Raw genomic sequence first — 21,373 nt, forward strand, 5'->3', positions numbered from 1 at the left:
GCACCATGTCGGCGTGCTGGGGGGTGATTCGGGGAGGTGCGGCGTAGGCTGGGTTGGTGATGATCATCGTGACCGGGGCGTCCGGGTTGCTGGGTGGTGCGCTGGCGGAGGCTCTGCGCGGGCGTGGCGACCGGGTCGTCGCGCTGGTGCGCCGTCCGCCCCAGGGGCCCGACGAGAGGTTCTGGGACCCCGCGGAAGGCGTGCTGGAGCCCGCCGCCCTGGAGGACGCCACCGCGGTGGTCCACCTGGCCGGGGCGCCCGTCGGCGACCGGCGCTGGAACGCCGCCTACAAGCGCGAGCTGATCCGCAGCCGGGTCCTGGGCACCCGCACCCTCGTCCGCGCCCTGGGAGAGCTGTCGCGGCCTCCTGAGGCCCTGCTGTCGGCGTCCGGGGTGGACTTCTACGGCGACACGGGAGACCGGCCGATCGACGAGAGGGCGGGCCAGGGCGAGGGGTTCCTGGCGGAGCTGTGCGGCCGGTGGGAGAAGGAGGCCCGGGAGGCCGAGGCGCTGGGGATGCGGACGGCGCAGTTGCGTACGAGCATCGCGCTGAGCCGGCGGGGCGGCGCGCTCGGCCGGATGCTGCCGATCTTCAAGGCGGGGCTGGGGGCGCCGCTCGGCTCGGGCCGGCAGTACTGGTCGTGGATCTCCGAGCAGGACTGGGTGGGCGCGGTGCTGCACGTGCTGGACCGTCCGGAGGTGTCCGGCCCGGTCAACCTCGGCTCGCCCGGACCGGTCACCAACGAGGAGTTCACCCGCACGCTGGGCAAGGCGCTGCGCAAGGGCACGGTGCCGATGCCGGTGCCGGCGTTCGCGCTGAGCCTGGGGATCGGCGAGTTCGCGAAGGAGGCGCTGCTGCGCAGCCATCGGCTCGTGCCGCGCAAGCTGGAGGACACCGGGTACGGCTTCGCCCATACCCGTCTCGACGAGGCGCTGCGCGCCGTACTCTAAGGTGCTGTTCGTCCCTCACCAGCGGACCGGCCACCAGCGGACCGGCGCGAACGGCCGGCGCCGGAGGATCGGCCCGGCCGGGCCCGGGGCCGCCGGACGGGGGACCATCGAACGCGTGAACCGGATCGGGGAGGCACCGGCATGAGCAGGTCAGGGCAGTCGCACATCCTTGCCATCGGCGGCGGGTCGTTCGTGCCCACCGAGCGTCACGGCTTCCTGAAGGCGAGCCCCCTGCTGCGCTACGCCCTCGACCTGACCGGCCAGGACCGGCCGCGCCTCGGCCTGCTGTCCACCGCGACGGGCGACGACTCCGACTGGCTGCTGAAGATGTACGGGGCGTTCGCGGGGTGGGACGTCGAGGTCAGCCACCTGACTGTCTTCCCGATGCCCAACGTCGCCGACCCGCGCGCGTGGATCCTGGAACAGGACGTGATCTACGTCAGCGGCGGCAGCGTGGCCAACCTGATGGCGCTGTGGCGCCTGCACGGCCTGGACGAGGCGTTCGCGGAGGCGTGGCGGGCCGGGGTGGTGCTGTCCGGGCAGAGCGCGGGCGCGCTGTGCTGGCACGTCGGCGGCAACACCGACTCCTTCGGCCCCGAGCTGCGGGTGTGGGCCGACGGCATGGGCCTGCTCCCCTACTCGTGCGGGGTCCACTACGACTCCGACCCGCAGCGGCGGCCGCTGCTGCAGCGGTCGGTGGCCGAGGGCGAGCTGCCCGCGGGCTACGCCGCCGACGAGGGCGTGGGGCTGCACTACGTGGGCACCGAGTTCATCCAGGCGGTCAGCACGCGGCCGGACGGCTACGCCTACCGGGTCGAGCACGACGGTGACGGCGGGGTGAAGGAGTTCAGGATCGAGCCGCGCCTGCTGACCTCCTGAATTACCCTTCAAGGGTGACGGAACGGCACAATGGACCCATGCGCCCCAGGCACGGGGTCGATGATCCCCTCGCGCTCGCCATCGTCCGCCTCGGTGTCGACGTCCCCTTCGAGCAGGCTTGGGCGCTCCAGCGCCGGGTGCACGGCAAACGGGTCGCCGGCGAGTTGAGCGACACGGTGCTCCTGCTGGAGCACGCGCCTGTCTACACCGCCGGCCGTCGCGCCGCGCCGCACGAACGCCCCGCCGACGGCACCCCGGTCGTCGACGTCGACCGGGGCGGGCGGGTCACCTGGCACGGCCCGGGCCAGCTCGTCGCGTACCCGATCGTGGCCGTGAGCGACGTGACGACGTACATCTGCCGGATCGAGGAGGCGATGATCCAGATCTGCGCCGACTTCGGAGTGATCGTCCGCCGCGTGAGCGGACGGGCCGGTGTGTGGGTGTCGGGCGATCCCGCGCTCGGGCTGCCCGACCGGCAGATCGGCGCGGTCGGCATCCGGGTGACGCGCGGCGTCACCATGCACGGGTTCGCCCTCAACTGCGCCAACGACCCGCGCTGGTTCAACCGGATCGTGCCCTGCGGCATCCCCGACGTGGGGGTCACGTCGCTGTCGGCGGAGACCGGGCGGCGGATCGTGGTGGACGAGGTCATGCCGATCGCCGAGAAGCGGCTGGCGGAGTCCCTGGGCATGCAGCCGTTCGACCTGCACGAAGAGGATCTTCTGCGAAGGTAGTTCCCGATCGTGGCGAAAAGGTGATCGTCAGGGAAGAGACGGTCGTTTTACGCTCGGGCCGTGAAGCGGTCGATCACGCTCGTCCTCGCGCTCCTCGTCCATCTGCTCACGGTCGCCTTCGTCGCGGGCGGCGTGTGGATGGCCGCCGTCAACAACGCCGACATGATCCTCGGCTGGCTGGTGGGCGGGTTGCTGGTGGCCATCGGCGTCATGCTGCGGCCCCGGCTGGGCGGGCGGCTGCCGTCCGACGCCGAGATCCTGGACCGCCAGGCCGCCGGGGAGCTGTACGCCGCCGCCGAGCGCGTGGCCGACCGGGCCGGCGTGCCGCGTCCGCGGGCCGTGGCCGTGCGCGACCTCGACCCGGTCTCCCGCTACCTGCGGGTCGGCCCGCTGCGCCGGCCCGTGCTCGTGGTGGGGCTGCCGCTGTGGCTGGCCCTGTCGCCCCGGCAGCGGGCGGCGGCGCTGGCCCTGGCGTACGCGGAGACTCCCACGGTCGAGGAGCTGATCGTGGACGGCGCGCTGGCGACGCTGGCCGAGTGGCGCGAGGCGCTCCTGGGCGCGGCCCCGTCGCGCTCGCGCGAGGAGGCGCAGACGAAGGTGACCGCCTCCTCGCTCGGCGTCGTGAACCAACCGGGCACCACGTATGAGGCGGCCGGCCTGCTCGGCCGGGTGATCGGCCGGGTGGTGGGCGCGCCGGTGCTGCTGGCCGAGCACGGGCTGGCCCGGCTGGCGCGTTCGGACGCCGGTCGGGTCGAGCGGCGCAAGGAGGAGCTGGCGCGGCGGGTCGTGCCGGCGGCCGACCTGGCGGAGGTGCGGGCGATGCTGGCCGGCGGGCGCTACCTCGCGCCGATGCAGGCGGCGGCGCTGCGCGGGGAGAGCGTGCCGGCCATCCGGGAGGGTGCGCTGGGGCGGGCGTCGCTGCCGTCCTCCGACTCCGGTTCGGAGCTGCTGGGCGCGGCCGAGTCGCACCGGATCGACGACGAGCTGCTGCGGCACTACACGCGGGCGATCCGCGGGTTCGGCCTGATCAGCTAGCGCGGCCCCGATCCGCGGCCACCCTCGCATGAGCCAGGTCCGGGCGAGACGTAAGCTGGGCTGGTGACCGTTGCTCCTGAAGGCCGAAAGCTCCTCCGCCTGGAGGTGCGCAACGCCGAGACCCCTATCGAGCGCAAGCCCCCGTGGATCAAGACCAAGCTGAAGACGGGCCCCGAATACACCGAGCTGAAATCGCTCGTGCGCCGGGAGGGCCTGCACACGGTCTGCGAAGAGGCGGGCTGCCCCAACATCTACGAGTGCTGGGAGGACCGCGAGGCGACGTTCCTCATCGGCGGCGACCAGTGCACGCGCCGCTGCGACTTCTGCCAGATCGACACGGGCAAGCCCAAGGAGTACGACCGCGACGAGCCGCGCCGCGTGGCCGAGTCGGTCCAGCAGATGGGCCTGCGCTACGCCACCGTGACCGGCGTGGCCCGTGACGACCTGCCCGACGGCGGCGCCTGGCTGTACGCCGAGACCGCCCGGCAGATCCACTCGCTGCTGCCCGGCTGCGGCGTCGAGCTGCTCGTGCCCGACTTCAACGGCAACCGTGAGCAGCTTGAGGAGGTCTTCTCCAGCAAGCCGGAGGTGTTCGCGCACAACGTCGAGACGGTGCCGCGCATCTTCAAGCGCATCCGGCCGGCGTTCCGCTACGAGCGCTCCCTGGCGGTGATCACCACGGCGCGCGAGGCGGGCCTGGTGACCAAGTCCAACCTGATCCTGGGCATGGGCGAGACGCGCGAGGAGGTCGTCGAGGCCATGCGCGACCTGCACGCGGCCGGCACCGACCTGCTCACCATCACCCAGTACCTCCGCCCGACGCCCCGCCACCACCCGGTGGAGCGGTGGGTCAAGCCGGAGGAGTTCGTGGAGCTGCAGGCCGAGGCCGAGGCGATCGGCTTCGCCGGCGTGCTGTCCGGGCCGCTGGTGCGCTCGTCGTACCGCGCGGGCCGGCTCTACCAGCAGGCGATCGCCGCCCGGCAGAGCGCCTGACGCAGCGGTCTTCCGCCCGGCGGCCCCTTCCCGGGGCCGCCGGGCGTCGTCGTGGCGTCCCCTCCGGGGGGCGCCGCGTCCCGGCCGGTTAGGTCACGTTTTCCTTTCACGACCGGTTGGTTTGTATCCTTGCGAGCATGGCGAAGTCCGTGGATCCAGAGAAGCCGGGGCGCATCAAGCAGCTCCGCATGATCGCGCAGATCATTCAGCAGGCCAACCCCAAGGGGTTGCCGATCGTCTTCCTGTCGGCGGTCGGCACGCTCGCTGTGGTCGTCGTGATCGGCCTGGTCACGGGCTTCCTGTGGTATTCGGTGTTCCTCGGCGTGCTGCTGGGGCTCACCGTGGGCCTGGTCGTCTTCGGCCAGCTCGCCCAGCGCGCCCAGTACTCCATCCTGGACGGCCAGACCGGCGCGGCCGCGGCGGTGCTCCAGGGCATGCGCGGCAACTGGCAGGTCACCCCGGCCATCGCGGTCAACCGCGACCAGGACCTCGTGCACATGGTGGTCGGCTTCCCCGGCGTGGTGCTGGTGTCGGAGGGCCCGGGCAACCGGGTGGCCCGGATGCTGGCCGCCGAGAAGAAGCGGGTCTCGCGGGTGGTGCTCGGCATCGAGATCTACGACATCCAGTGCGGTGACGGCGAGGGCCAGGTGCCGCTGGGCAAGTTGCAGCGCCACATCATGAAGCTGCCGCGCAACCTCAAGAAGCCCTCGGTCAACGAGGTCAAGGACCGCCTGCGGTCGCTGCCGAAGAACGTCCCCATGCCCAAGGGCCCGATGCCCAAGGGCGTGCGGATGCCGCGCGGCCCCAAGATGCGCTAGATGCCCTCCTCCTCGTCGCGGGCCAACCGCGGCTGGTGGGACGGCAACGCCGACGACTACCAGGTCGAGCACGGCGGCTTCCTGCGCGACGCCGGGTTCGTGTGGTGTCCCGAGGGTCTCGACGAGGCCGAGGCCGGCCTGCTGGGCGAGGTGCGCGGGCGGCGGGTGCTGGAGATCGGCTGCGGCGCCGCCCAGTGCGCGCGCTGGCTGGTGACCCGCGGGGCCGAGGTCGCGGCCTTCGACATCTCGCACCGGCAGCTCCGCCACTCCCAGCGCATCGACCTGGAGACCGGCGTGCGGGTGCCGGTGCTGCAGGCCGACGCCGAGGCGCTGCCGTTCGCCGACCGGTCGTTCGACCTGGCGTGCTCGGCGTTCGGGGCGCTGCCGTTCGTGGCCGACCCGCTGGCGGTCTTCCGCGAGGTGGGCAGGGTGCTGCGACCCGGCGGGCGGTTCGTGTTCTCGGTGAGCCACCCGACCCGGTGGGCGTTCCCGGACGATCCCGGGCCGCGCGGGCTGACCTCCGACCGGTCGTACTTCGATCGCGCGCCGTACGAGGAGCGCGACGAGGACGGCGCGCTCACCTACGTCGAGCACCATCGCACGATGGGCGACTGGGTGGGCCTGGTCGTTGCGGCCGGGCTGCGCGTGGCCGGGCTGCTGGAGCCGGAGTGGCCGCGGGGCCACGAGCGGGTGTGGGGCGGCTGGAGCCCGCTGCGCGGCCGGCACCTCCCCGGCACGGCCATCTTCACCGTCGAGCGGCCTGACGGCCCGGGCGGCGGTCAGTCGCGGGCGTAGCGGGCGGCCATGGCGTGGAAGACCTTCTTGGGCTCCCAGCGGGTCCGGTCGAGCATCCGGACCACGCCGTACGAGCCGATGTCGCCGGCGCCGGCGTGGCCGTAGCCGGCGAAGGTGAACCACAGGGCCGTGTCCACGCCGGCCTCCTCGAAGGCGTCGAGCAGCTCGTCGAGGTAGCGCACCTGCTCCTCCTCGTCGAGCACCGCACCGTCGGGCACCACCCAGGCCATGCCGCCGCGCTCCCCCGCGCCCCGGTAGGCGCACGTGCCGAACTCCGTCACCGCGACCGGCTTGCCGTGGCGGACGTGCCCGCGCAGCTCCTCGCGGAAGGTCGCGGCGTTGTGCGCGGCGCGGTAGGCGTCCACCCCGACCAGGTCGAACGGGCCCCAGTCGACGAACTCCCAGGGCCCGGCCGCGTACGTGACCCGGCCGCCGAACAGCGGCCGGACGGTGGCGGCGGCCTCGGCCAGGAAGGCGTTGAAGCGGGGCATGGCCTCGCCCAGCGACCGCCACCACGCCATGTCGCCGTCCACCATGGCCTGGAGCCGGTCGCGGTAGGTGTCGCCGGGGATGAAGCCGGGGCCGAAGGCGCTGGTCTCGCAGCCGGTGACGAGGACCACCTCGGCGCCGCCGCGCCGTAACGTCTCGGCGCGGGCGGCGCAGCCGGCGTACAGGGCGAGCGTCTCCTCGCGCGGCAGGTCCACCGGGAACGGCGCGAACCACACCTCCAGGCCGGCCGCGGCGGCCTCCTCGGCGGCGACGCCGAGGCGTTCGAGGTCGCCGCCGGAGACGCGCACGGCCCGGCAGTGCAGCTCGCCGGCGATCACGCGCATCTCGCGGCGGGCGGTCTCGCGGTCGAACTCCTGGCGCGAGCGCTCCGGGCCGTTCAGGAACCCGGTGTCGTAGTTGATGCCCTTCTTCATGACGTGCCCCTCTCGGTGTCGTGGCCGTGTTCCAGCAGGTCGAAGGCCAGCTCGACGTCCTCGGCCAGGGCGCGTCCCGCCTCGGCGAGCGGCGTGCCGGCGGCCAGCCGGGCGAAGAACGTCTCCTGGAGCGTGGTGACCGTGGCGGTGATCTGCGCGGCCATGACCCTGGCCGCCAGGTCGGGACACCGTGCCGGCCTCTCCGGGGCCCGAGCCGTCGTCTCCGGGGCCTGAGCCGTCCCGTCGGGGTCGCGGGCGGCGGCCAGGGCGGCGGCCAGCTCCTCGCGCTCCTCCGCGTACGCCTGCTGGACGCCCGCCAGCAACGCCGGGCTGGCGGAGATCACCCGTACGCGGGTCATCAGCGCCTCGACGTCCAGCTCCTCCGTGTCGGCGGCGACCAGCGCCCGGTAGTGGGCGCGCAGCGCGGCGAGCGGCGTCACGCCCGGCCCCCGCCCGGCCACGATCCGCGCCATGTCGTCCTTGACCCCGTCCAGGACCAGGCAGTCCTTGGACGGGAAGTAGCTGAACAGCGTCACCTTGGCCACCCCGGCCGCCTCGGCGATCTCGTTCACGGTGACCGCGTCGAAGCCCCGCTCGGCGAACAGGCGCAGCGCGACCTCGGCGATCCGCCGCCGCGTCTGCTCCTTCTTGCGCTCCCTCAGTCCTGCCATCACAACAAAAAGCATACCCGGTTCAGATCCGAACCGGGTATGCTTTTTCGTGCGGACGACGACGGGCTACATGCGGACGACCACGGTGTTCGACACCCGGTCGTGCACCCCGCGGTGGTCACGGTCGAAGATCAGCGCCGGCACGGCCAGCGCGAGCAGCGCGGTGCGCACCACCACGGGCAGCAGCCGCGGGTCGCCGCCGTCCATGGCGGCCACCCTGATGCCGGCCAGCCGGTGGCCGAACGTCTGCCCCATGAAGGCCACCAGCACGAGGTACTGCACCGCGAACACCACCACCGGCACCCACGGCGAGTCGGCGGGGTTGATCCGGAGCAGCAGTTGCGTGATCGCCCAGGTGCAGATCATCCAGTCGATGACCAGCGCCGCGATGCGCCGGCCCCACCCGGCGACCGACCCGCCGCCCTCCTCCGGCAGGCCCAGCCGCTCACCCGGATAGCCGAGATCGACTCCCGCCGCCCTTACACCGCCCAGCCAGGTCTGCGTCCAGCGGGGCTCGTTGCCGCTCATGCCCTCAACGGTATCCGGCCGGGGGCCCGGTCGCTCACCCGGAGCGACGCCGGGCACCCCCCTCCCGGCCTCGCTGCTTAACACATGCGAAACAATCGGGACACCGTTCGGAAACGGCCGCGACCTAGCGTCGGCTGATAGTCAGTCCCCAGGGAGGTTCGAGAGTGTTCAACTCCGCCGACGACGTCCTGAAGTTCATCAGCGACGAAGGGGTGCAGTTCGTCGATGTCAGGTTCACCGACCTGCCGGGGACGACGCACCACTTCACCTTCCCGGTCGAGAACTTCGACGCCAAAGTCTTCACCGACGGGCTCATGTTCGACGGTTCGTCCATCCGCGGCTTCCAGGCCATCCACGAGTCGGACATGCTGCTGCTGCCGGACCCGTCCAGCGCCGTGCTCGACCCGTTCCGCCAGCACAAGACGCTCAACCTGAACTTCTTCGTGCACGACCCGCTGACGGGCGAGGCCTACAGCCGCGACCCGCGCAACGTCGCCCGCAAGGCGGAGGAGTACCTCAAGGGCACCGGCATCGCCGACACGGTCTACTTCGGCCCCGAGGCGGAGTTCTACATCTTCGACGACGTCCGCTTCGAGACGCGGCAGAACGCCGGCTACTACTACATCGACTCCATCGAGGGCGCCTGGAACACCGGCAAGGCCACCGAGGGCGGCAACCTCGGCTACAAGCCGCGCTACAAGGGCGGCTACTTCCCGGTCCCGCCGATGGACCACTTCACCGACCTGCGCTCCGAGATGGTCCGCAACCTCATCGAGTGCGGCATCGACGTCGAGATGCAGCACCACGAGGTGGGCACCGCCGGCCAGGCCGAGATCGACTTCAAGTTCGGCACGCTGCTGAAGACGGCCGACAACCTCATGCTCTACAAGTACGTGATCAAGAGCACGGCCCTGGAGTTCGGCCACACGGTCACGTTCATGCCCAAGCCGATCTTCGGCGACAACGGGTCCGGCATGCACTGCCACCAGTCGCTGTGGAAGGACGGCTCGCCGCTGTTCTACGACGAGGTCGGCTACGCGGGTCTGTCCGACACGGCCCGCTACTACATCGGCGGCCTGCTCAGGCACGCGCCGTCGCTGCTGGCCTTCACCAACCCGACGGTCAACTCCTACCACCGCCTGGTGCCCGGCTACGAGGCCCCGGTCAACCTGGTCTACAGCCAGCGCAACCGCTCCGCCTGCGTCCGCATCCCGATCACCGGTTCCAACCCGAAGGCCAAGCGCATCGAGTTCCGGGTGCCCGACCCGTCGTGCAACCCGTACTTCGCGTTCTCGGCCATGCTGATGGCCGGCCTCGACGGCATCCGCAACAAGATCGAGCCGCCGGAGCCGGTCGACAAGGACCTCTACGAGCTCCCGCCGGAGGAGGCCCGCCAGGTGCCCCAGGTGCCGGGCTCCCTGCCCGAGGTGCTCGCCGCCCTGGAGGCCGACCACGACTACCTCCTGGAGGGCGGCGTGTTCACGCCCGACCTCATCGAGACCTGGGTGTCGTACAAGCGGGAGAACGAGGTCGACCCGATCCGCCTGCGACCGCACCCGCACGAGTTCGAGCTGTACTACGACGTGTGACCGGTGACCGGCACGGTCATCGCACGGTGACGGAAGCCCGTGACAAGGTCCCTTGTCACGGGCTTTCCGCATCGCACGCCCAGGCTCCCGAGGGCCGGCCCGTGCGCCATCGTGCGAGAACCTCAGCGACCCGCGGTGACCCGTTCCAGGACCTGCTCCAGTTCGCGGGACGAGGCGAGCGGGGCGCTCCACGTCAGACGTAGGCCGTCGCCATGCCGGCGCGGGACCCAGCGAACCGGCGACGATCTCGCAGAAGGTGCAGTCGATCACCCACTCCATGCTGGCATCCCGCACCGCGGTGCTCCAGGGCCGGCCACGGCGGCTAGCCGAGGTCGCGCAGGAGGGCGTTCTCCAGGTGCACGGAGACGTCGGCCAGTCGCCAGCCCTCCTGCGCGGCGCGGCGGGCCAGGTCCTCGTGCAGCTCGGCGCTCACCGGGATGATCTGGCCCCGTGAGTCGAGAATGGGCTGGTACTTGCGGCGGATCTCGTGGTCGTGGCGGCGGATGAAGGCGAGCAGCCCTTCGTGGTCGTGCGCGAGGTCCGTGACCGCCAGCACCGCACGGTCCCTGAGCCAGGCGGGCATGGGGTAGTGCGCCCCGGCCTCCTCGACCAGCCGCGCCGGATCGGTGCGGTCGACGTCCTCCTGGGGTGGCGGAAAGCTTCCGGCCAGCACGACCATCAGCCCGTCGGTGGGAAAGCCGCCCGGCAGGGGACGGCCCTCGACCAGGGGTCTGACGACGCTCGTCAGAGCGCGCCGCGCGTGCTGGGCCAGCAGGACGTCGACGGCGTCGACCAGGATCACGCCCCGGTGGATGGTCGTCGGCCTGCCCGAGGAGCGGGAGACCAGCTCCTCGACGATCTCCGTCACCCACCACGGCTGCCCGCCGGCGTCGTTGACCGCCTCCGCGTCCGGCCGCGTCAGCGCGGTCGCGTCCAGCACCGCCCACGGCACGTCCCAGACCTCCGCCAGCGCCTCGACCAGGGCGGTGCGCTGGCCGGTGCGCGGGTCGACCAGGACGACGCACTGCCGGTCCGCCCCGCCGGCGGGCGAGCCGTAGTGCCTGCTGCTGGCCACCGCCAGGGTCTCCCTGGCGCGGACGGCTCCCGGCAGGAGGTTGGCGAGCTTCCGCGACACCTGGTGCGGGGTCAGCGCCCGGCCGCCGGTCGACGCGGAGACCAGCGCCGCGGAGTTCAGCCCCCTGCCCACCAGCTCGGCGTCGATGATCAGCGCTGACTCGCCGGGCTGCGCGCGCTCGTACATCGTGGCCGCCAGCGCGTTCTCCATGACGCCGCGCAGCCCGCGCGCCCCGACGCCGCGCAGGAGCGCCTCGCGGGCGATCCGCTCGACGCCGTCCTGGGTGAAGACCGTGCCCTTCCTGCCCTGGAGGGCCAGCAGTTCCGCGTACTCATGGGTCAGGCCGTTGTGCTCGTTCTGCAGGATCCGGACCAGTTCGGAGTGGTCGAGCGGGAGCGTCGCCGTGATCACCGGGAACCGGCCCACCAGCTCGGGCAGGAATCCGTACTCGATGACGTCCTCGGGCAGGATGTGGTCCATGAGCGCCGCCCGGTCGCCCAGGGAGCCCGGGGGGAGGCTGAGCCTGCGCGCCACGTGCTCAGCGAGGCCGTTGAAGGCGCCGAGGCACACGAACAGCACGTTCTTGGTGTCGAACTGGTAGAAGTCGAGATTGCCCGACAGTTCCGAGTCGCCCTTGGGGACGTCCACCACCGACCCCTCGACCAGCTTGAGCAGTTCCTGCTGCACGGCGCCGCTGGAGGCCCGGCTCCGCTCGCCGTGTCCGAGGGCGAGCTTGTCGAACTCGTCGACGCAGACGATGCCGTACTCCGCCCTGCGCAGGTTGAAGGAGCTGGCGATCAGCAGCCGGTAGAGCATCTTCTCCACCGTCATCCCGCCGTAGCCGGTGCTGCTCAGCACGGTGGCGTTGGCGATGACGAACGGCACGTCGAGGAAGCGGGCGATCGTCTCGACCAGCATCGTCTTGCCCGTGCCGGTCGGGCCGAGCATCATCACGTTCGCCTTGCGGATGGCCACGGGCGGCGCCTCGAACCTGTTGGCCATCGTCAGCCGCAGGTAGTGGTTGCTGACCGCGACGGCCAGCCGTTCCTTGGCGGTGCGCTGACCCTCGATCCTGCCGTCCAGGTGCCGCACGATGTCGGACGGGTCGCGCAGGTCCACGCGTGGCAGGACGCGCGTCTTGGCGTCGATGAAGTCGTCCAGCGTCAGTCGCGTGGCCGACCGGGCGCCCGCGGCGGCAGCCGCCCAGTGGACGAGCTGCCGCAACTCCGCGCCGGTGAACCCGGCGACCCCCGCGGCGATGGCCCGGATGTCCAGCCCGGCGGCCAGATCGTGCTCCTTCAGCAGCAGCCGCAGGATGTCGGCGCGCTGCGCCTCGTCCGGCAGTTCCAGGTCGATGCGCAGACCGAAGCGGGTCGGCGCGAACAGCGCCCGGTCGATCACACGGGGCCTGCTGGTGGCCGCGATGACGTAGACCCTGCCGTTGTCGTCGAGATCGTCCATGGCGCTCATCAGCTGCGCCATCGTGCGGTGGGCCTCGGCGTCACCGCCGGCGCCGACGCTGGGCCCGCTGCTGCGCTCCGCGGCGATCAGGTCGATCTGATCGATGAAGACGACGACCGGCTTGCTGCTGCCGGCGCTCCTGCTCGCTTCGAGGAACGCCTGCCGCATCCGGCTGGAGCCCATGCCGATGAGGATCTCGTGGAACTCGGCCCCCGAGTAGGTGAACAGGGGGGCGTTCGCCTCACCGGCGATCGCCCGCGCCAGAGCGGTCTTGCCGCACCCGGACGGTCCGGCGAGCAGAATCCCCCGCGGCACGTCGCCTCCCAGCCTGCCGTACGGCTTGCGCAGCCAGGCGACGACCGGTCCGAGCTCCTTCTTCACCTCGTCGAGCCCGCCGAGGCGGTCGAAGCGTTCGTCCGGCTTCTCCGCCGGCCGGCCGAGGCTCTGCACTTGCTGGGGCTGATTGGCGGCGATCTGCCGCAGGCCCCCCGCCAGCATCCTGATCGCCAGCCCGACGAAGATCAGCGGGAGGCTCACGGCCAGGACCAGCGCCCACGGCACGCCGACGAGCCAGGTGAACGCCGTCTTGATCCACGACCCCAGGTTGCGCCATTCGCCGCTGAACACCAGGTAGAACACGACCGCGAGGGAGGGCACCGCCAACGGCCTCAGGTACTTCACAGCGTCTCCCCTGCTCAGGGTCCGGTATGAGTGAACAGCGCCCAGACGAGCGGGGCGAAGGGCATGCGTTCCCGCAGCTCCAGCACGGCCTCGTGGAGTGCCGCGGCGGTGCCGGCCGCGTCCATGCCGCCCCGGCCGTCGCCCAGTCGCCGGTAGACCTGCGCCGCGACGTAGGGCGCCGTACTGTCCTCCAACTGCCATTGCGCGCCGATCACGTGGCGGTATCCCGCCAGGTGCACGGCGGACGACAGCGTGATGGCCTCGTCGGAGAGCCGTTCGTCGCCGCGCGAGGTGTCGCAGCCGGACAGGAACGCCAGCCGCGCGTGCTCGGACAGGTCGAGCGCCGCCAGGTCGCGAACCGTCAGCGGCCCGTCCCGCAGGACCAGCCAGGCGTGGAACGGGCTCGCCGTGTCCTGCGCCCCGTGGCAGGCGAAGTGCACCCAGGGGCTGGCCCGCAGCACGGTGACCACGGCCTCGCGCGTGGCGCTCGCCTCGCGCAGAACGCGGGCGCCGGGGAAGCACTCGCGGAAGATCTCCTCCTCACGGGCCGCTCCCGGCAGGTCGTCCGCGCCGGGCGTCGTGGGCATGGACACGACCAGCGGCTGGCCGTCGGGCCGGGCGACGGGCGGCGGAAGCGAGCGGACGTGCGCCAGCGCCCGCACGGTGGGGGTGTACGAGGACACCACCCGGTCCATCACCGTACGCGGGCGCGCGTCATGACGCGTGCGGTGGTCCCCCGAGGCGTGCAGCGGGAGGAAGACCGCCGGCCCGGTCGGGCACCACCAGACCCGCCGCGCGCCGGGCAGCCGGTCGAGCACCGGCCCCGTGATGGTGTCCCAGACCCAGCCGAGGGTCTCCTGGACGGTCTGTCTGGCCGTCAGCCGGTCGTCGAACTCACGCGCGCCCCCGCGGAGCGCCTCGATCGCCTCGGTGAAGCCCGTCACCCGGTCCTCGACCGCCTCCGCGGACAGGTCCGGCAGCGGCACGGCCGTGACCTCCCCGTCGGCGATGATGAGGGCGTCGCAGCGGTAGCGGCTGACGTTGAGGACGACCACAGGGCCGTCAGAGGCGGCCCCGGCCAGCCGGGTGAAGTTCATCGACCGCTGGAAGTCCTCGAACCCCGGCTGCCGACGGATCTCCGCCACCAACGCGGCGTGCCGCCTGGCCGCCGCGTGCCTGCGGTCCATGTCGTGATCCATGTCGTGATCCATGTCGGCGGACCGGGCGTCGAGATCGGCGTAGACCTCCGTGAGGCGGCCGGCCAGGTCGGGCAGTTCCCGGGCCAGCCGGTCGCGGGCGGCTCTGGCGTCGAGCGCCTGCGCCAGCAGGACTCCCCTGCCCTGCTCCAGCAGCTCGATCGCCAGGCGGGCGTCGCCGGTCTCGAGCGCGCAGGCGGCCGCGTCGCTCGCCGCCCCCTGGAACTCCGCGAGCAGCCGCTCCTGGTCACCGCGGCTCAGGCCGCGCCAGGCCATGGCCTCCAGCAGCCCCACCATGACCCCGAATCCCTGTACGGCCAGCGCGAAGTCGCCCTGACCCGCGGCGAGGCGCCCCCAGAACCTGGCGGCGCCCGCGCGCGAGCCCGCCGGGGCCGCCTCGATGGCCGCGGTCTCGCGCAGCGCCTCGATCGCCCCCGCCCGCAGCCGCTCCGCCTCGCCCGGCTCGTCGTCGGCCCAGCGGTCGAGCAGCAGGGCCAACTCGTGGAGAACGCTGGCCCTGCGCGGCTGTCCAGGGGGCGTCAGCTCCAGGGTCTGGCGCAGAAGGCCCACCACCCTGTCGTACGGGGCGGGCTCGCCCGTGGCCTTGGCGCGCAGCGACAGGCTGATGCCCAGCGCGGAGAGCCACATGGGGTATTCGGCGTGCGTGACCGGCCCGGCCGCGACCGCGCCCTCCAGCATGTCGACGGCCTCGTCGAGATCGTCGATCACATGGGCGGGCCTGGGGCCGTCCCGCACCTCGTGGACGAGCCCCGCCAGCGCGTCGGCGTCGGCCGGCAGGGGGATCTCACCACTCGCCAGGCGCCGGATCAGGTGGGTGATCTTCCGCTCCCGCTCGGTCACCAGCGCGGCCTCGGACTGCGCGATCAACGCCAGCCCCAGGCTGGCCATCATGCCCGCCCGGCTCACGTGCGTGTCGCCGAGCCGGGCCAGGCCGGCGCGGAGCAGCTCGACCGCATCACCGGAGGCCGCCGCCTGGTCGTGGACCATGAGCGCGTTGGCCAGGTTCCTCGTGGCCAGGCCGCCGTCCGGCGTCTCCTGGGGCACGGAGGCGACGGACTCACGCAGGATCAGCCGCGCCTCCTCCAGCGCGGCCGTGTCGTCGTACTGGACGTACCGCTGGAACAGGGCGCTGCCCAGGTTGGACAAGTAGGTGCCGCGCAGGGAGTGCTCGCGCGGGGTCAGCCGCACGCACGCGCGCAGCGTCTCGATCGCGTCGTCCAGGTCCTTCTCCAGGCCGAGGTCCTCGAACCGCGCGATCAGGGAGCCGCCGAGGTTGGCCCGGTAGAGGGCGGCGTCGTAGTGGTGGTCGGGAGTGGCCCGCACCGCCTCGGAATGCGCCTCGATCGCGCCGTCGATGTCCTCCCGGCGGCGCCCGCGCTCGTAGGCGTGGTGCAGGGCTGTGCCGAGGCCGGTGAGGGCCATGCCCCGGTTGGCGTGGTCGGGCGGCGTCAGCGCCACCCCCTCCCGGTACAGCCGCAGGCACTCGGCAAGGTGCTCCTCGCGCCCGGTGATCTGGTAGGCGATCGAGTAGGTGTTGGCGAGATTGGCCAGGAACAGGCCGCGCTCCGGGTCGCACTCGGGTAACCGCTCGATGCCCGCCTCGAGCAGGTCCTGGGTCGCCTTGAGGTCGGCGGTGGAGCCGGTCGCCTGCATCCTGCGCCCCATCGCGGTGCCCAGCGCGGACAACAGCTCGGCGTACGCGGGATGCCGGTCGGGCAGACCCGCCAGGGTCGCGCGCATGGCCGCGATGACCTCGTCGAGGAGCGTGAGCCGGCCCGACATCATCGCGACGATCGAGGCGTAGTAGGCGATCCTGACCAGGTGTTCGGTCCGGAGCGCGTGCTCCTCCGGCAGCAGCGTCATCTGCTCGCGGAAATGGGCGATGAGCCGATCCACGGTGACGACCCGCTCCGAGACCTCGATGCCGTGGTCGAGCGCCCAGCCGAGCCCCGCCCTGATGCTGCGCCGGTCGATCTCGGTCGCGGCCGGGAAGCGCTCCCGCACGACCTCGAGCAGCTCACGCAGGTCCCGGTCGCGGTGTGGCAGGTCCCATCGCTGCAGGAGCAGCATGGCCAGCTTGACCACCCGCGACAGGTAGTAGGGGTGGTCGGGGCCGGTCGTCCGCACCAGCCGGGTCAGGATCGCGTAGGTCTCGTCCTGATACTCCCTGAGCGACTCCGGGCGCAGCTCGGCCTGCATCTCCAGCGCCAGGATCAGGTTCACCATCGCCGAGTCGCGCAGCTCGGGGTCCAGCCCCGGGCCGGCGCACGCCTCGCGGAGCAGGGCGACGGCCTCGTCCAGCACGCCGCGGTTCTCCGCCGCCATGCTGCGGTCCGGCCGGTGCAGCTCGTAGGTGTTCAGCAGTGCCGTGGCCCGGCTCAGCCGGGCCGCCACGCCGGCATCGGTGCCCTCCGCCAGCCGTACGGCGGTGCGGTGGACGGCGAGCGACTCCGCGATGTCCTCGATCCGCCCGACGTGGTCGAACCGCATCGACAGTCCGTCGCCGAGCGCCGACAGCCATTCCGCCCGCTCGGGGTGGCGCTCGGGCACCAGCTCCAGCGCGCCCCTGAGCGTTTCCAGCGCCTCGTCCAACTGCTGGAGATCATGTGTCGAGGGGTACTCACGGATCATCCACGCCGCGTGTCGCGCGGCGCGCACGGCTCGGCGTCGTCGAAGCATCCGCATCCTCCCCACGGGGCCGGCCGAACGATCCTCATCGCATCGGAGCACTCTCCTGCGGTTCGTCTCCGGGGATGCGCGTGTTACCGCCCCTTCGCCTTGCCGCCCCCCGCGGCGGGTGGTAGACACCAAGCCATGGCAGACCTGCCGGACGACGGCCGCGCCTTGGCGGCTCTGTGCGAGAGCTTCCCCCGGCTGGTCCGCATGGCCGCGTCGGAGGGGTGGTCGGCGGAGCTCGGCGAGGCCCGGCGCGCGCTGCGCGAAGGGGAGCGACGCCCTCGGGAGGTCGTCGACGAGCTGAGCCGGATGCTTGGCCTGGACGTCCTGATACGCGGCAAACCGGTCGTCCCCGACCTTCCATCGGCGGGGCACCTCCCGCCGCCGCCCGGCGGATACCGCTGCCCGAAGGACCGCTGCCCGCGCGACACCCGGCCCGAGCCCGGCGGCGCGATCCCGGCCTGCGACGTCTATGAGCTGCCGCTGAAATACTCGCCGGGATGACGGGGTTCCTGTCCGGCCTCGGGCAGAAGCTCGCCGAGCGGTGGCTGGCCGTGCTCGTCCTGCCCGGCGCGCTGTTCGAGGCGGTGCTCTGGCTCGCCGCCGTCCTCGGCCACCGGCACCCGTGGGACGTCCCGTTCCTGACCGACCGGGCCGCCGCCCAGACCAGGGCCCTGGACGGCAAGCCCGTCGCGCAGGCCCTGCTGCTCGTCGCCCTCCTGCTGGGCGCGTTCGGGGCGGGGCTGGGCGCCAACGCGCTCGCGGGGCCGGTCGTGCGCTGCTGGTTCATGCGGGGTCCGCGGTGGCTGGCCCGGCCCCTGGTCGAGCGGCGCAGGAACCGCTGGGACGGCGCGCACCGGGACTTCGAGACGGCGACGGCGGGCGAGGGCGAGAGCGCCGCGGACTTCCAGCGCCGCCGAGGCGAACTGGCCGCGCGGCGCAACGCCATCGCCCTGGCCCGCCCGTTCCGGCCGACCTGGATGGGCGACCAGATGGATGCCGTCGTCACCCGCGTCCACAACCGCTACGGCATCGACCTCGACGCCGCCTGGCCGCGCCTGTGGCTCGTCGTCCCCGACCACGTACGCGCCACGATCGGCGACGCCCGCGCCGCCCTGTCCGGCGCCGCGACCACGGCGGCCTGGGGCGTGCTGTACCTGGGCACGGCGGCGATCACCCTGTGGTGGCCGGCGGCGCTGGTCGGCGCGGTGACGATCGCGGTCGGCCACCGCAGGGGAAGGGCGGCGACGGGGACGCTGGCCCAGGTGTGTGAGGCCACCGTGGACCTCTACGGGGTGGAGCTGGCCAAAGCCCTCAACGTCCCGCTCGCCGACGGCCAGGTGACCCCGCGCGCCGGCTTCACCCTCACCGAACTCCTCCGCAAGGGCACCTGAAGCCCGTCGGAGCGCCTCCGTCAGCCCTTGAGGACCCTCTCCCAGTCGACGGTCCTGGCCCAGTCGGCGTACGTGTGCCAGCGCACCGACGGGTAGGCGGCGCGCAGGGCGGCCGTGTCGACGAAGTCGGTGTTGCGCTCGAAGGCGTCGAACATGTCCGCCACCTCCTCCCCCGCCCACTGCCGGACCATGTCGAGGGGCAGCCTGCGGTACGGGATCTCGCGGCCGATGACCTCGCCGAGGATCCGGGCGGCCTCCTCACCCGTGACGCGGTCGGAGGCGAGGTCGACGCGCCTGCCGATCATCTCGGCGGGGTTCTCGACGGCGTGGACGGCCAGGGCGGCGATGTCGAGGACCGTGACCTGGTCCAGGTGCTTGCCGGGCGACAGCGGGCTGGCCAGGGCGCCGTCGGCGAGGCCGCTGAAACCGAGGTCGAGGACGTTCTCCATGAAGTAGACGGGGCCGAGGACCGTCGCGGGCACCTGCCGTTCGCGCAGGTACGCCTCGACGAGCTGCTTGCTGTCGGCGTGGTCGACGTTGGTGGCCTCCAGGCGGTCGCCGCCGCGTACGGAGGAGTGGACGAGGTGGGCGCCGGCGCGCTCGGCGGCGTCCACGATGCGCCGCCCCTGGGCGACCTCCTCGTCCTTGCCGCCCTCGCCGAACGGCACGGACAGCCCGAAGACGGCGTCCACGCCGGTGGCGGCCCGGTCGAGCGCTTCGGCGTCGCCCAGGTCGCCCGGGGCGAGCCGCGCGCCGGCGGCGGACAGCGCCCGGGCGGCGGGCGACTCCTGCGAGCGGACGTAGGCCACCACCTCGTGCCCGCGGTCCAGGAGCAGGCGTGCCACCGCGCCGCCCTGCTTGCCGGTGGCGCCGATGACGAGAACTGTGGTCATGAAAGGTCTCCTGTAATCATGTAATCCCTGAATGGGCGCGCGGCTGACGCGAAGGAGCGGGCCCCACCGGGATTCTGTGACCTCAACCGTGGTTGAGGTCAAGCGGTGTCCGGCCCGCCGGTCCGCCGGTAGGGGGCCAGGCCGGCCTCCACGGCGGAGGCGTCGCCCTCGCGCAGGCCGTAGACCGCCTCCTGCAGGGCGAACGTGGCCGCGTAGGCGTCCGCGCGGGCGGCGAGGCCGGGGAACGCCGCGGCCAGCCGTTCCCGCGTGGCGGGCCCGACCGAGACCGACAGGGCGGCGAGGTCCACCGCGGGATCGCCGGGGCCGGCGGCCTCCCAGTCGAGCACCCCGGCCACCCTCGCCGCTCCCGCGGGCCCGGCGACCAGGATGTTGGCGCCGCCGAGGTCCCCGTGGACGAATCCGGTGGGCGCCGACCCGGCCGTCCGGAGCGCCCGCGTGGCGTCGGCCAGAGCGCGGCGGGCCTGCTCCGGCGCCAGGAGCGGGACCACGAGCCGCCGCACGTCATCGACCAGCTCGCGCCACTCCTCCCGCCGGCCGGACCCGGCAGGCGGGACGGAGGCGAGCGGGACGGAGGCGAGCGGGACGGAGGACAGCGGGACGGAGGACAGCCGCTCCAGCAGGCCGGTCAGCGCGGCGGGATCCGGCTCCCGACCCGGCGCCAGCGGCTCCCCGTCGACGAGCCGCATGACGAGGCAGTCCTCGCGCACCTCCACCACCTCGGGCGCCGGGATGCCGTGCGCGCGCACCAACCTCATCCGGTCCGCGAGGGACGCGAGGGACACGAGGGACGTAAGGCCGGCGCGGCCGGCCGGGCGACGCGGGAAACGCCACGCCAGCCCGGCGGCGTCGTCCAGCACCACGTCGGCGGACTCCCCCGCGCGAAGCCGCAGGGCCTCCACCGGCCTGCCGACCGTGCGGGCGTACCGGTCCAGGGGCGAGATCACGCACCGAGGCTAGCGGCGGGAGCGGATGCCGGTGAGGCGGCGCAGGACGTCCCACCAGAACGGCGCGCCGAACAGCAGCGCCACGTACGTCATGAGGTAGCCGGGCCAGTGGCTGAGCGTGGTGAGCCGGTCCCACCAGGTGGGGCCGTTCCAGTGGACGGCCGGGTCGCCCTCCTCGGGGATCGACAGGCTCACGAGGGCGTGGTCGAAGACCTTGACCAGGGCGGGCTGGCTGAGGGTGTCGGTGATGCAGGGCACCGGGTTGGCGTTCTCGCAGCGGGCCTTGAGCTCGCCGTAGGCGTCGGGCCCGGACTCGGCCACGGCGGTCACGGAGGCGCGGAAGGCGTTGTCGCGCAGCAGCGTCTTGGCGTACTCCAGCCCGTCCATGGTGAACACCAGCGTCACCACCAGGCCGAGCGCCGCCACGACCCACTTGACGTAGCGCCGGTACAGCATCGACAGCCGCTGCATCTCGCCGTCGAACCACGTCTCGACCCCGGTCCGGAAGCGCTCCATGTCGCGCTGCGCGCTCTCCCACACGCCCTTGAGGTGGCCGTGGAGGGGGCTGCCCATCGCCTTGAGCTTGGCCAGCAGCCCCTCGACGCCGCCGTCCTCGGCCGCCGCGAGCTCCATCACGGCGGTGGCGAACCGGCCCGGCGGCAGGTTGGCGATGCTGGTGCGGCCCTGCTTGGGGTGGTCGATCTCGCGCACCCGCTGGTACAGGAGATTGATCATGGCGTCCTCGCCCTTGGTCTCCTGGGCGGGCAGCTCGCCGGCCTCGGGCGGCGCGGGCTGGTCGCTGTGCCGGGGGCGCGGGTCGCGGGTGAACGGCAGCACGGCGAACACCTCGCGCACGCTGGCGGGCAGCCAGCTCCTGCCCTCCTTGTCGCTGCCGTCCATGGTGTCGCGCAGGTACGCCCACAGGAACTTGCTGCGGATGGCGAGCAGCCGGACGAACGCCTCGTTCAGCCCGCTGACGAGCAGCGACAGCAGCAGGAACGACAGCACGAGACCTAAGGCCAGATCCACGTAAAGCGACAGCAAAGTGATCACCCCGCCGCCTTGCATACACCCGCGCGCGCCTGGGACGCAATGG

18 protein-coding genes are annotated in these 21,373 nt (G+C 72.6%); 10 read left to right on the forward strand and 8 right to left on the reverse strand.

What is annotated here, in order from left to right; all coding sequences use genetic code 11:
- Positions 1-59 precede the first annotated feature (59 nt).
- The 7 genes from HTZ77_RS08355 (at position 60) to HTZ77_RS08385 (ending at position 6,204) form a co-directional block, all read left to right on the forward strand.
- Positions 60-950, forward strand: coding sequence for a TIGR01777 family oxidoreductase (locus HTZ77_RS08355; RefSeq protein WP_175589170.1), 891 nt, complete (start codon positions 60-62; stop codon positions 948-950).
- Between the two features lie 141 nt (positions 951-1,091).
- Complete coding sequence (locus HTZ77_RS08360) at positions 1,092-1,829, forward strand: Type 1 glutamine amidotransferase-like domain-containing protein (RefSeq protein ID WP_175588890.1); 738 nt, start codon at positions 1,092-1,094, stop codon at positions 1,827-1,829.
- Between the two features lie 38 nt (positions 1,830-1,867).
- The gene (gene lipB, locus HTZ77_RS08365; protein WP_175588891.1) at positions 1,868-2,563 is read left to right on the forward strand and encodes a lipoyl(octanoyl) transferase LipB; all 696 of its coding nucleotides are present in this window, start codon (positions 1,868-1,870) and stop codon (positions 2,561-2,563) included.
- Between the two features lie 60 nt (positions 2,564-2,623).
- A complete protein-coding gene (locus HTZ77_RS08370; RefSeq protein WP_175588892.1) occupies positions 2,624-3,598 on the forward strand; it encodes a M48 family metalloprotease in 975 nt (324 codons plus the stop codon).
- 63 nt (positions 3,599-3,661) lie between these two features.
- Positions 3,662-4,591 carry a lipoyl synthase gene (gene lipA, locus HTZ77_RS08375; protein WP_175588893.1) on the forward strand — a complete coding sequence of 310 codons (930 nt, stop codon included), beginning with the start codon at positions 3,662-3,664 and terminating at the stop codon, positions 4,589-4,591.
- A gap of 137 nt (positions 4,592-4,728) precedes the next feature.
- The gene (locus HTZ77_RS08380; protein WP_175588894.1) at positions 4,729-5,409 is read left to right on the forward strand and encodes a DUF4191 domain-containing protein; all 681 of its coding nucleotides are present in this window, start codon (positions 4,729-4,731) and stop codon (positions 5,407-5,409) included.
- A complete protein-coding gene (locus tag HTZ77_RS08385) occupies positions 5,410-6,204 on the forward strand; it encodes a class I SAM-dependent methyltransferase (RefSeq protein ID WP_175588895.1) in 795 nt (264 codons plus the stop codon). It abuts the gene before it with no gap.
- Here the strand turns inward: HTZ77_RS08385 and HTZ77_RS08390 are convergent.
- The 3 genes from HTZ77_RS08390 to HTZ77_RS08400 all read right to left on the reverse strand — a co-directional run bounded on the left by HTZ77_RS08390 (position 6,189) and on the right by HTZ77_RS08400 (position 8,326).
- Complete coding sequence (locus HTZ77_RS08390) at positions 6,189-7,127, reverse strand: hypothetical protein (RefSeq protein WP_175588896.1); 939 nt, start codon at positions 7,125-7,127, stop codon at positions 6,189-6,191. The genes HTZ77_RS08385 and HTZ77_RS08390 overlap by 16 nt on opposite strands.
- Positions 7,124-7,798, reverse strand: coding sequence for a TetR family transcriptional regulator (locus HTZ77_RS08395; RefSeq protein ID WP_175588897.1), 675 nt, complete (start codon positions 7,796-7,798; stop codon positions 7,124-7,126). Before HTZ77_RS08395 ends, HTZ77_RS08390 begins: the two co-directional genes overlap by 4 nt.
- Positions 7,799-7,864: 66 nt before the next feature.
- Positions 7,865-8,326: an RDD family protein gene (locus HTZ77_RS08400; protein WP_175588898.1), complete on the reverse strand. Its 462-nt coding sequence runs from the start codon at positions 8,324-8,326 to the stop codon at positions 7,865-7,867.
- Between the two features lie 164 nt (positions 8,327-8,490).
- On the opposite strand from HTZ77_RS08400, the gene glnA reads away from it, so the two are divergent.
- Positions 8,491-9,915 (forward strand): type I glutamate--ammonia ligase, encoded by a 1,425-nt coding sequence (gene glnA, locus HTZ77_RS08405; RefSeq protein WP_175588899.1) that lies wholly within the window; start codon positions 8,491-8,493, stop codon positions 9,913-9,915.
- 322 nt (positions 9,916-10,237) lie between these two features.
- Here glnA and HTZ77_RS08410 read toward each other — a convergent pair whose 3' ends face one another.
- A complete protein-coding gene (locus HTZ77_RS08410) occupies positions 10,238-13,132 on the reverse strand; it encodes an AAA family ATPase (protein ID WP_175588900.1) in 2,895 nt (964 codons plus the stop codon).
- A gap of 14 nt (positions 13,133-13,146) precedes the next feature.
- Positions 13,147-16,980, reverse strand: coding sequence for a CHAT domain-containing protein (locus tag HTZ77_RS08415; RefSeq protein ID WP_175588901.1), 3,834 nt, complete (start codon positions 16,978-16,980; stop codon positions 13,147-13,149).
- Between the two features lie 183 nt (positions 16,981-17,163).
- Here HTZ77_RS08415 and HTZ77_RS08420 point away from each other — a divergent pair, with 183 nt between their 5' ends.
- Complete coding sequence (locus HTZ77_RS08420) at positions 17,164-17,529, forward strand: hypothetical protein (RefSeq protein WP_175588902.1); 366 nt, start codon at positions 17,164-17,166, stop codon at positions 17,527-17,529.
- On the forward strand, positions 17,526-18,419 hold the full coding sequence (locus HTZ77_RS08425; RefSeq protein WP_175588903.1) for a hypothetical protein: 894 nt from the start codon (positions 17,526-17,528) through the stop codon (positions 18,417-18,419). Before HTZ77_RS08420 ends, HTZ77_RS08425 begins: the two co-directional genes overlap by 4 nt.
- Positions 18,420-18,439: 20 nt before the next feature.
- On the opposite strand, the gene HTZ77_RS08430 is transcribed toward HTZ77_RS08425, so the two are convergent.
- From HTZ77_RS08430 to HTZ77_RS08440, 3 genes are all read right to left on the reverse strand, one after another.
- Entirely contained in the window at positions 18,440-19,312 is an 873-nt protein-coding gene (locus HTZ77_RS08430) for an NmrA family NAD(P)-binding protein (RefSeq protein ID WP_175588904.1), read from the reverse strand.
- Positions 19,313-19,410: 98 nt separating this feature from the next.
- Positions 19,411-20,277, reverse strand: coding sequence for a phosphotransferase family protein (locus tag HTZ77_RS08435; protein WP_175588905.1), 867 nt, complete (start codon positions 20,275-20,277; stop codon positions 19,411-19,413).
- 9 nt (positions 20,278-20,286) lie between these two features.
- Positions 20,287-21,330 (reverse strand): hypothetical protein, encoded by a 1,044-nt coding sequence (locus tag HTZ77_RS08440; RefSeq protein WP_328808488.1) that lies wholly within the window; start codon positions 21,328-21,330, stop codon positions 20,287-20,289.
- Between the last annotated feature and the right edge of the window lie 43 nt (positions 21,331-21,373).

The organism is Nonomuraea montanisoli (assembly GCF_013363975.1).
Taxonomy (GTDB): Bacteria; Actinomycetota; Actinomycetes; order Streptosporangiales; family Streptosporangiaceae; genus Nonomuraea; species Nonomuraea montanisoli.

What these genes read in the sequence shown, in the direction of transcription:
- HTZ77_RS08355 (WP_175589170.1), top strand. Translation starts at nt 60, where the DNA reads ATGATCATCGTGACCGGGGCGTCCGGGTTGCTGGGTGGTGCGCTGGCG.
- HTZ77_RS08360 (WP_175588890.1), top strand. Translation starts at nt 1,092, where the DNA reads ATGAGCAGGTCAGGGCAGTCGCACATCCTTGCCATCGGCGGCGGGTCG.
- lipB (WP_175588891.1), top strand. Translation starts at nt 1,868, where the DNA reads ATGCGCCCCAGGCACGGGGTCGATGATCCCCTCGCGCTCGCCATCGTC.
- HTZ77_RS08380 (WP_175588894.1), top strand. Translation starts at nt 4,729, where the DNA reads ATGGCGAAGTCCGTGGATCCAGAGAAGCCGGGGCGCATCAAGCAGCTC.
- HTZ77_RS08385 (WP_175588895.1), top strand. Translation starts at nt 5,410, where the DNA reads ATGCCCTCCTCCTCGTCGCGGGCCAACCGCGGCTGGTGGGACGGCAAC.
- HTZ77_RS08390 (WP_175588896.1), bottom strand. Translation starts at nt 7,127, where the DNA reads ATGAAGAAGGGCATCAACTACGACACCGGGTTCCTGAACGGCCCGGAG.
- HTZ77_RS08395 (WP_175588897.1), bottom strand. Translation starts at nt 7,798, where the DNA reads ATGGCAGGACTGAGGGAGCGCAAGAAGGAGCAGACGCGGCGGCGGATC.
- HTZ77_RS08400 (WP_175588898.1), bottom strand. Translation starts at nt 8,326, where the DNA reads ATGAGCGGCAACGAGCCCCGCTGGACGCAGACCTGGCTGGGCGGTGTA.
- HTZ77_RS08415 (WP_175588901.1), bottom strand. Translation starts at nt 16,980, where the DNA reads ATGATCCGTGAGTACCCCTCGACACATGATCTCCAGCAGTTGGACGAG.
- HTZ77_RS08420 (WP_175588902.1), top strand. Translation starts at nt 17,164, where the DNA reads ATGGCAGACCTGCCGGACGACGGCCGCGCCTTGGCGGCTCTGTGCGAG.
- HTZ77_RS08425 (WP_175588903.1), top strand. Translation starts at nt 17,526, where the DNA reads ATGACGGGGTTCCTGTCCGGCCTCGGGCAGAAGCTCGCCGAGCGGTGG.
- HTZ77_RS08430 (WP_175588904.1), bottom strand. Translation starts at nt 19,312, where the DNA reads ATGACCACAGTTCTCGTCATCGGCGCCACCGGCAAGCAGGGCGGCGCG.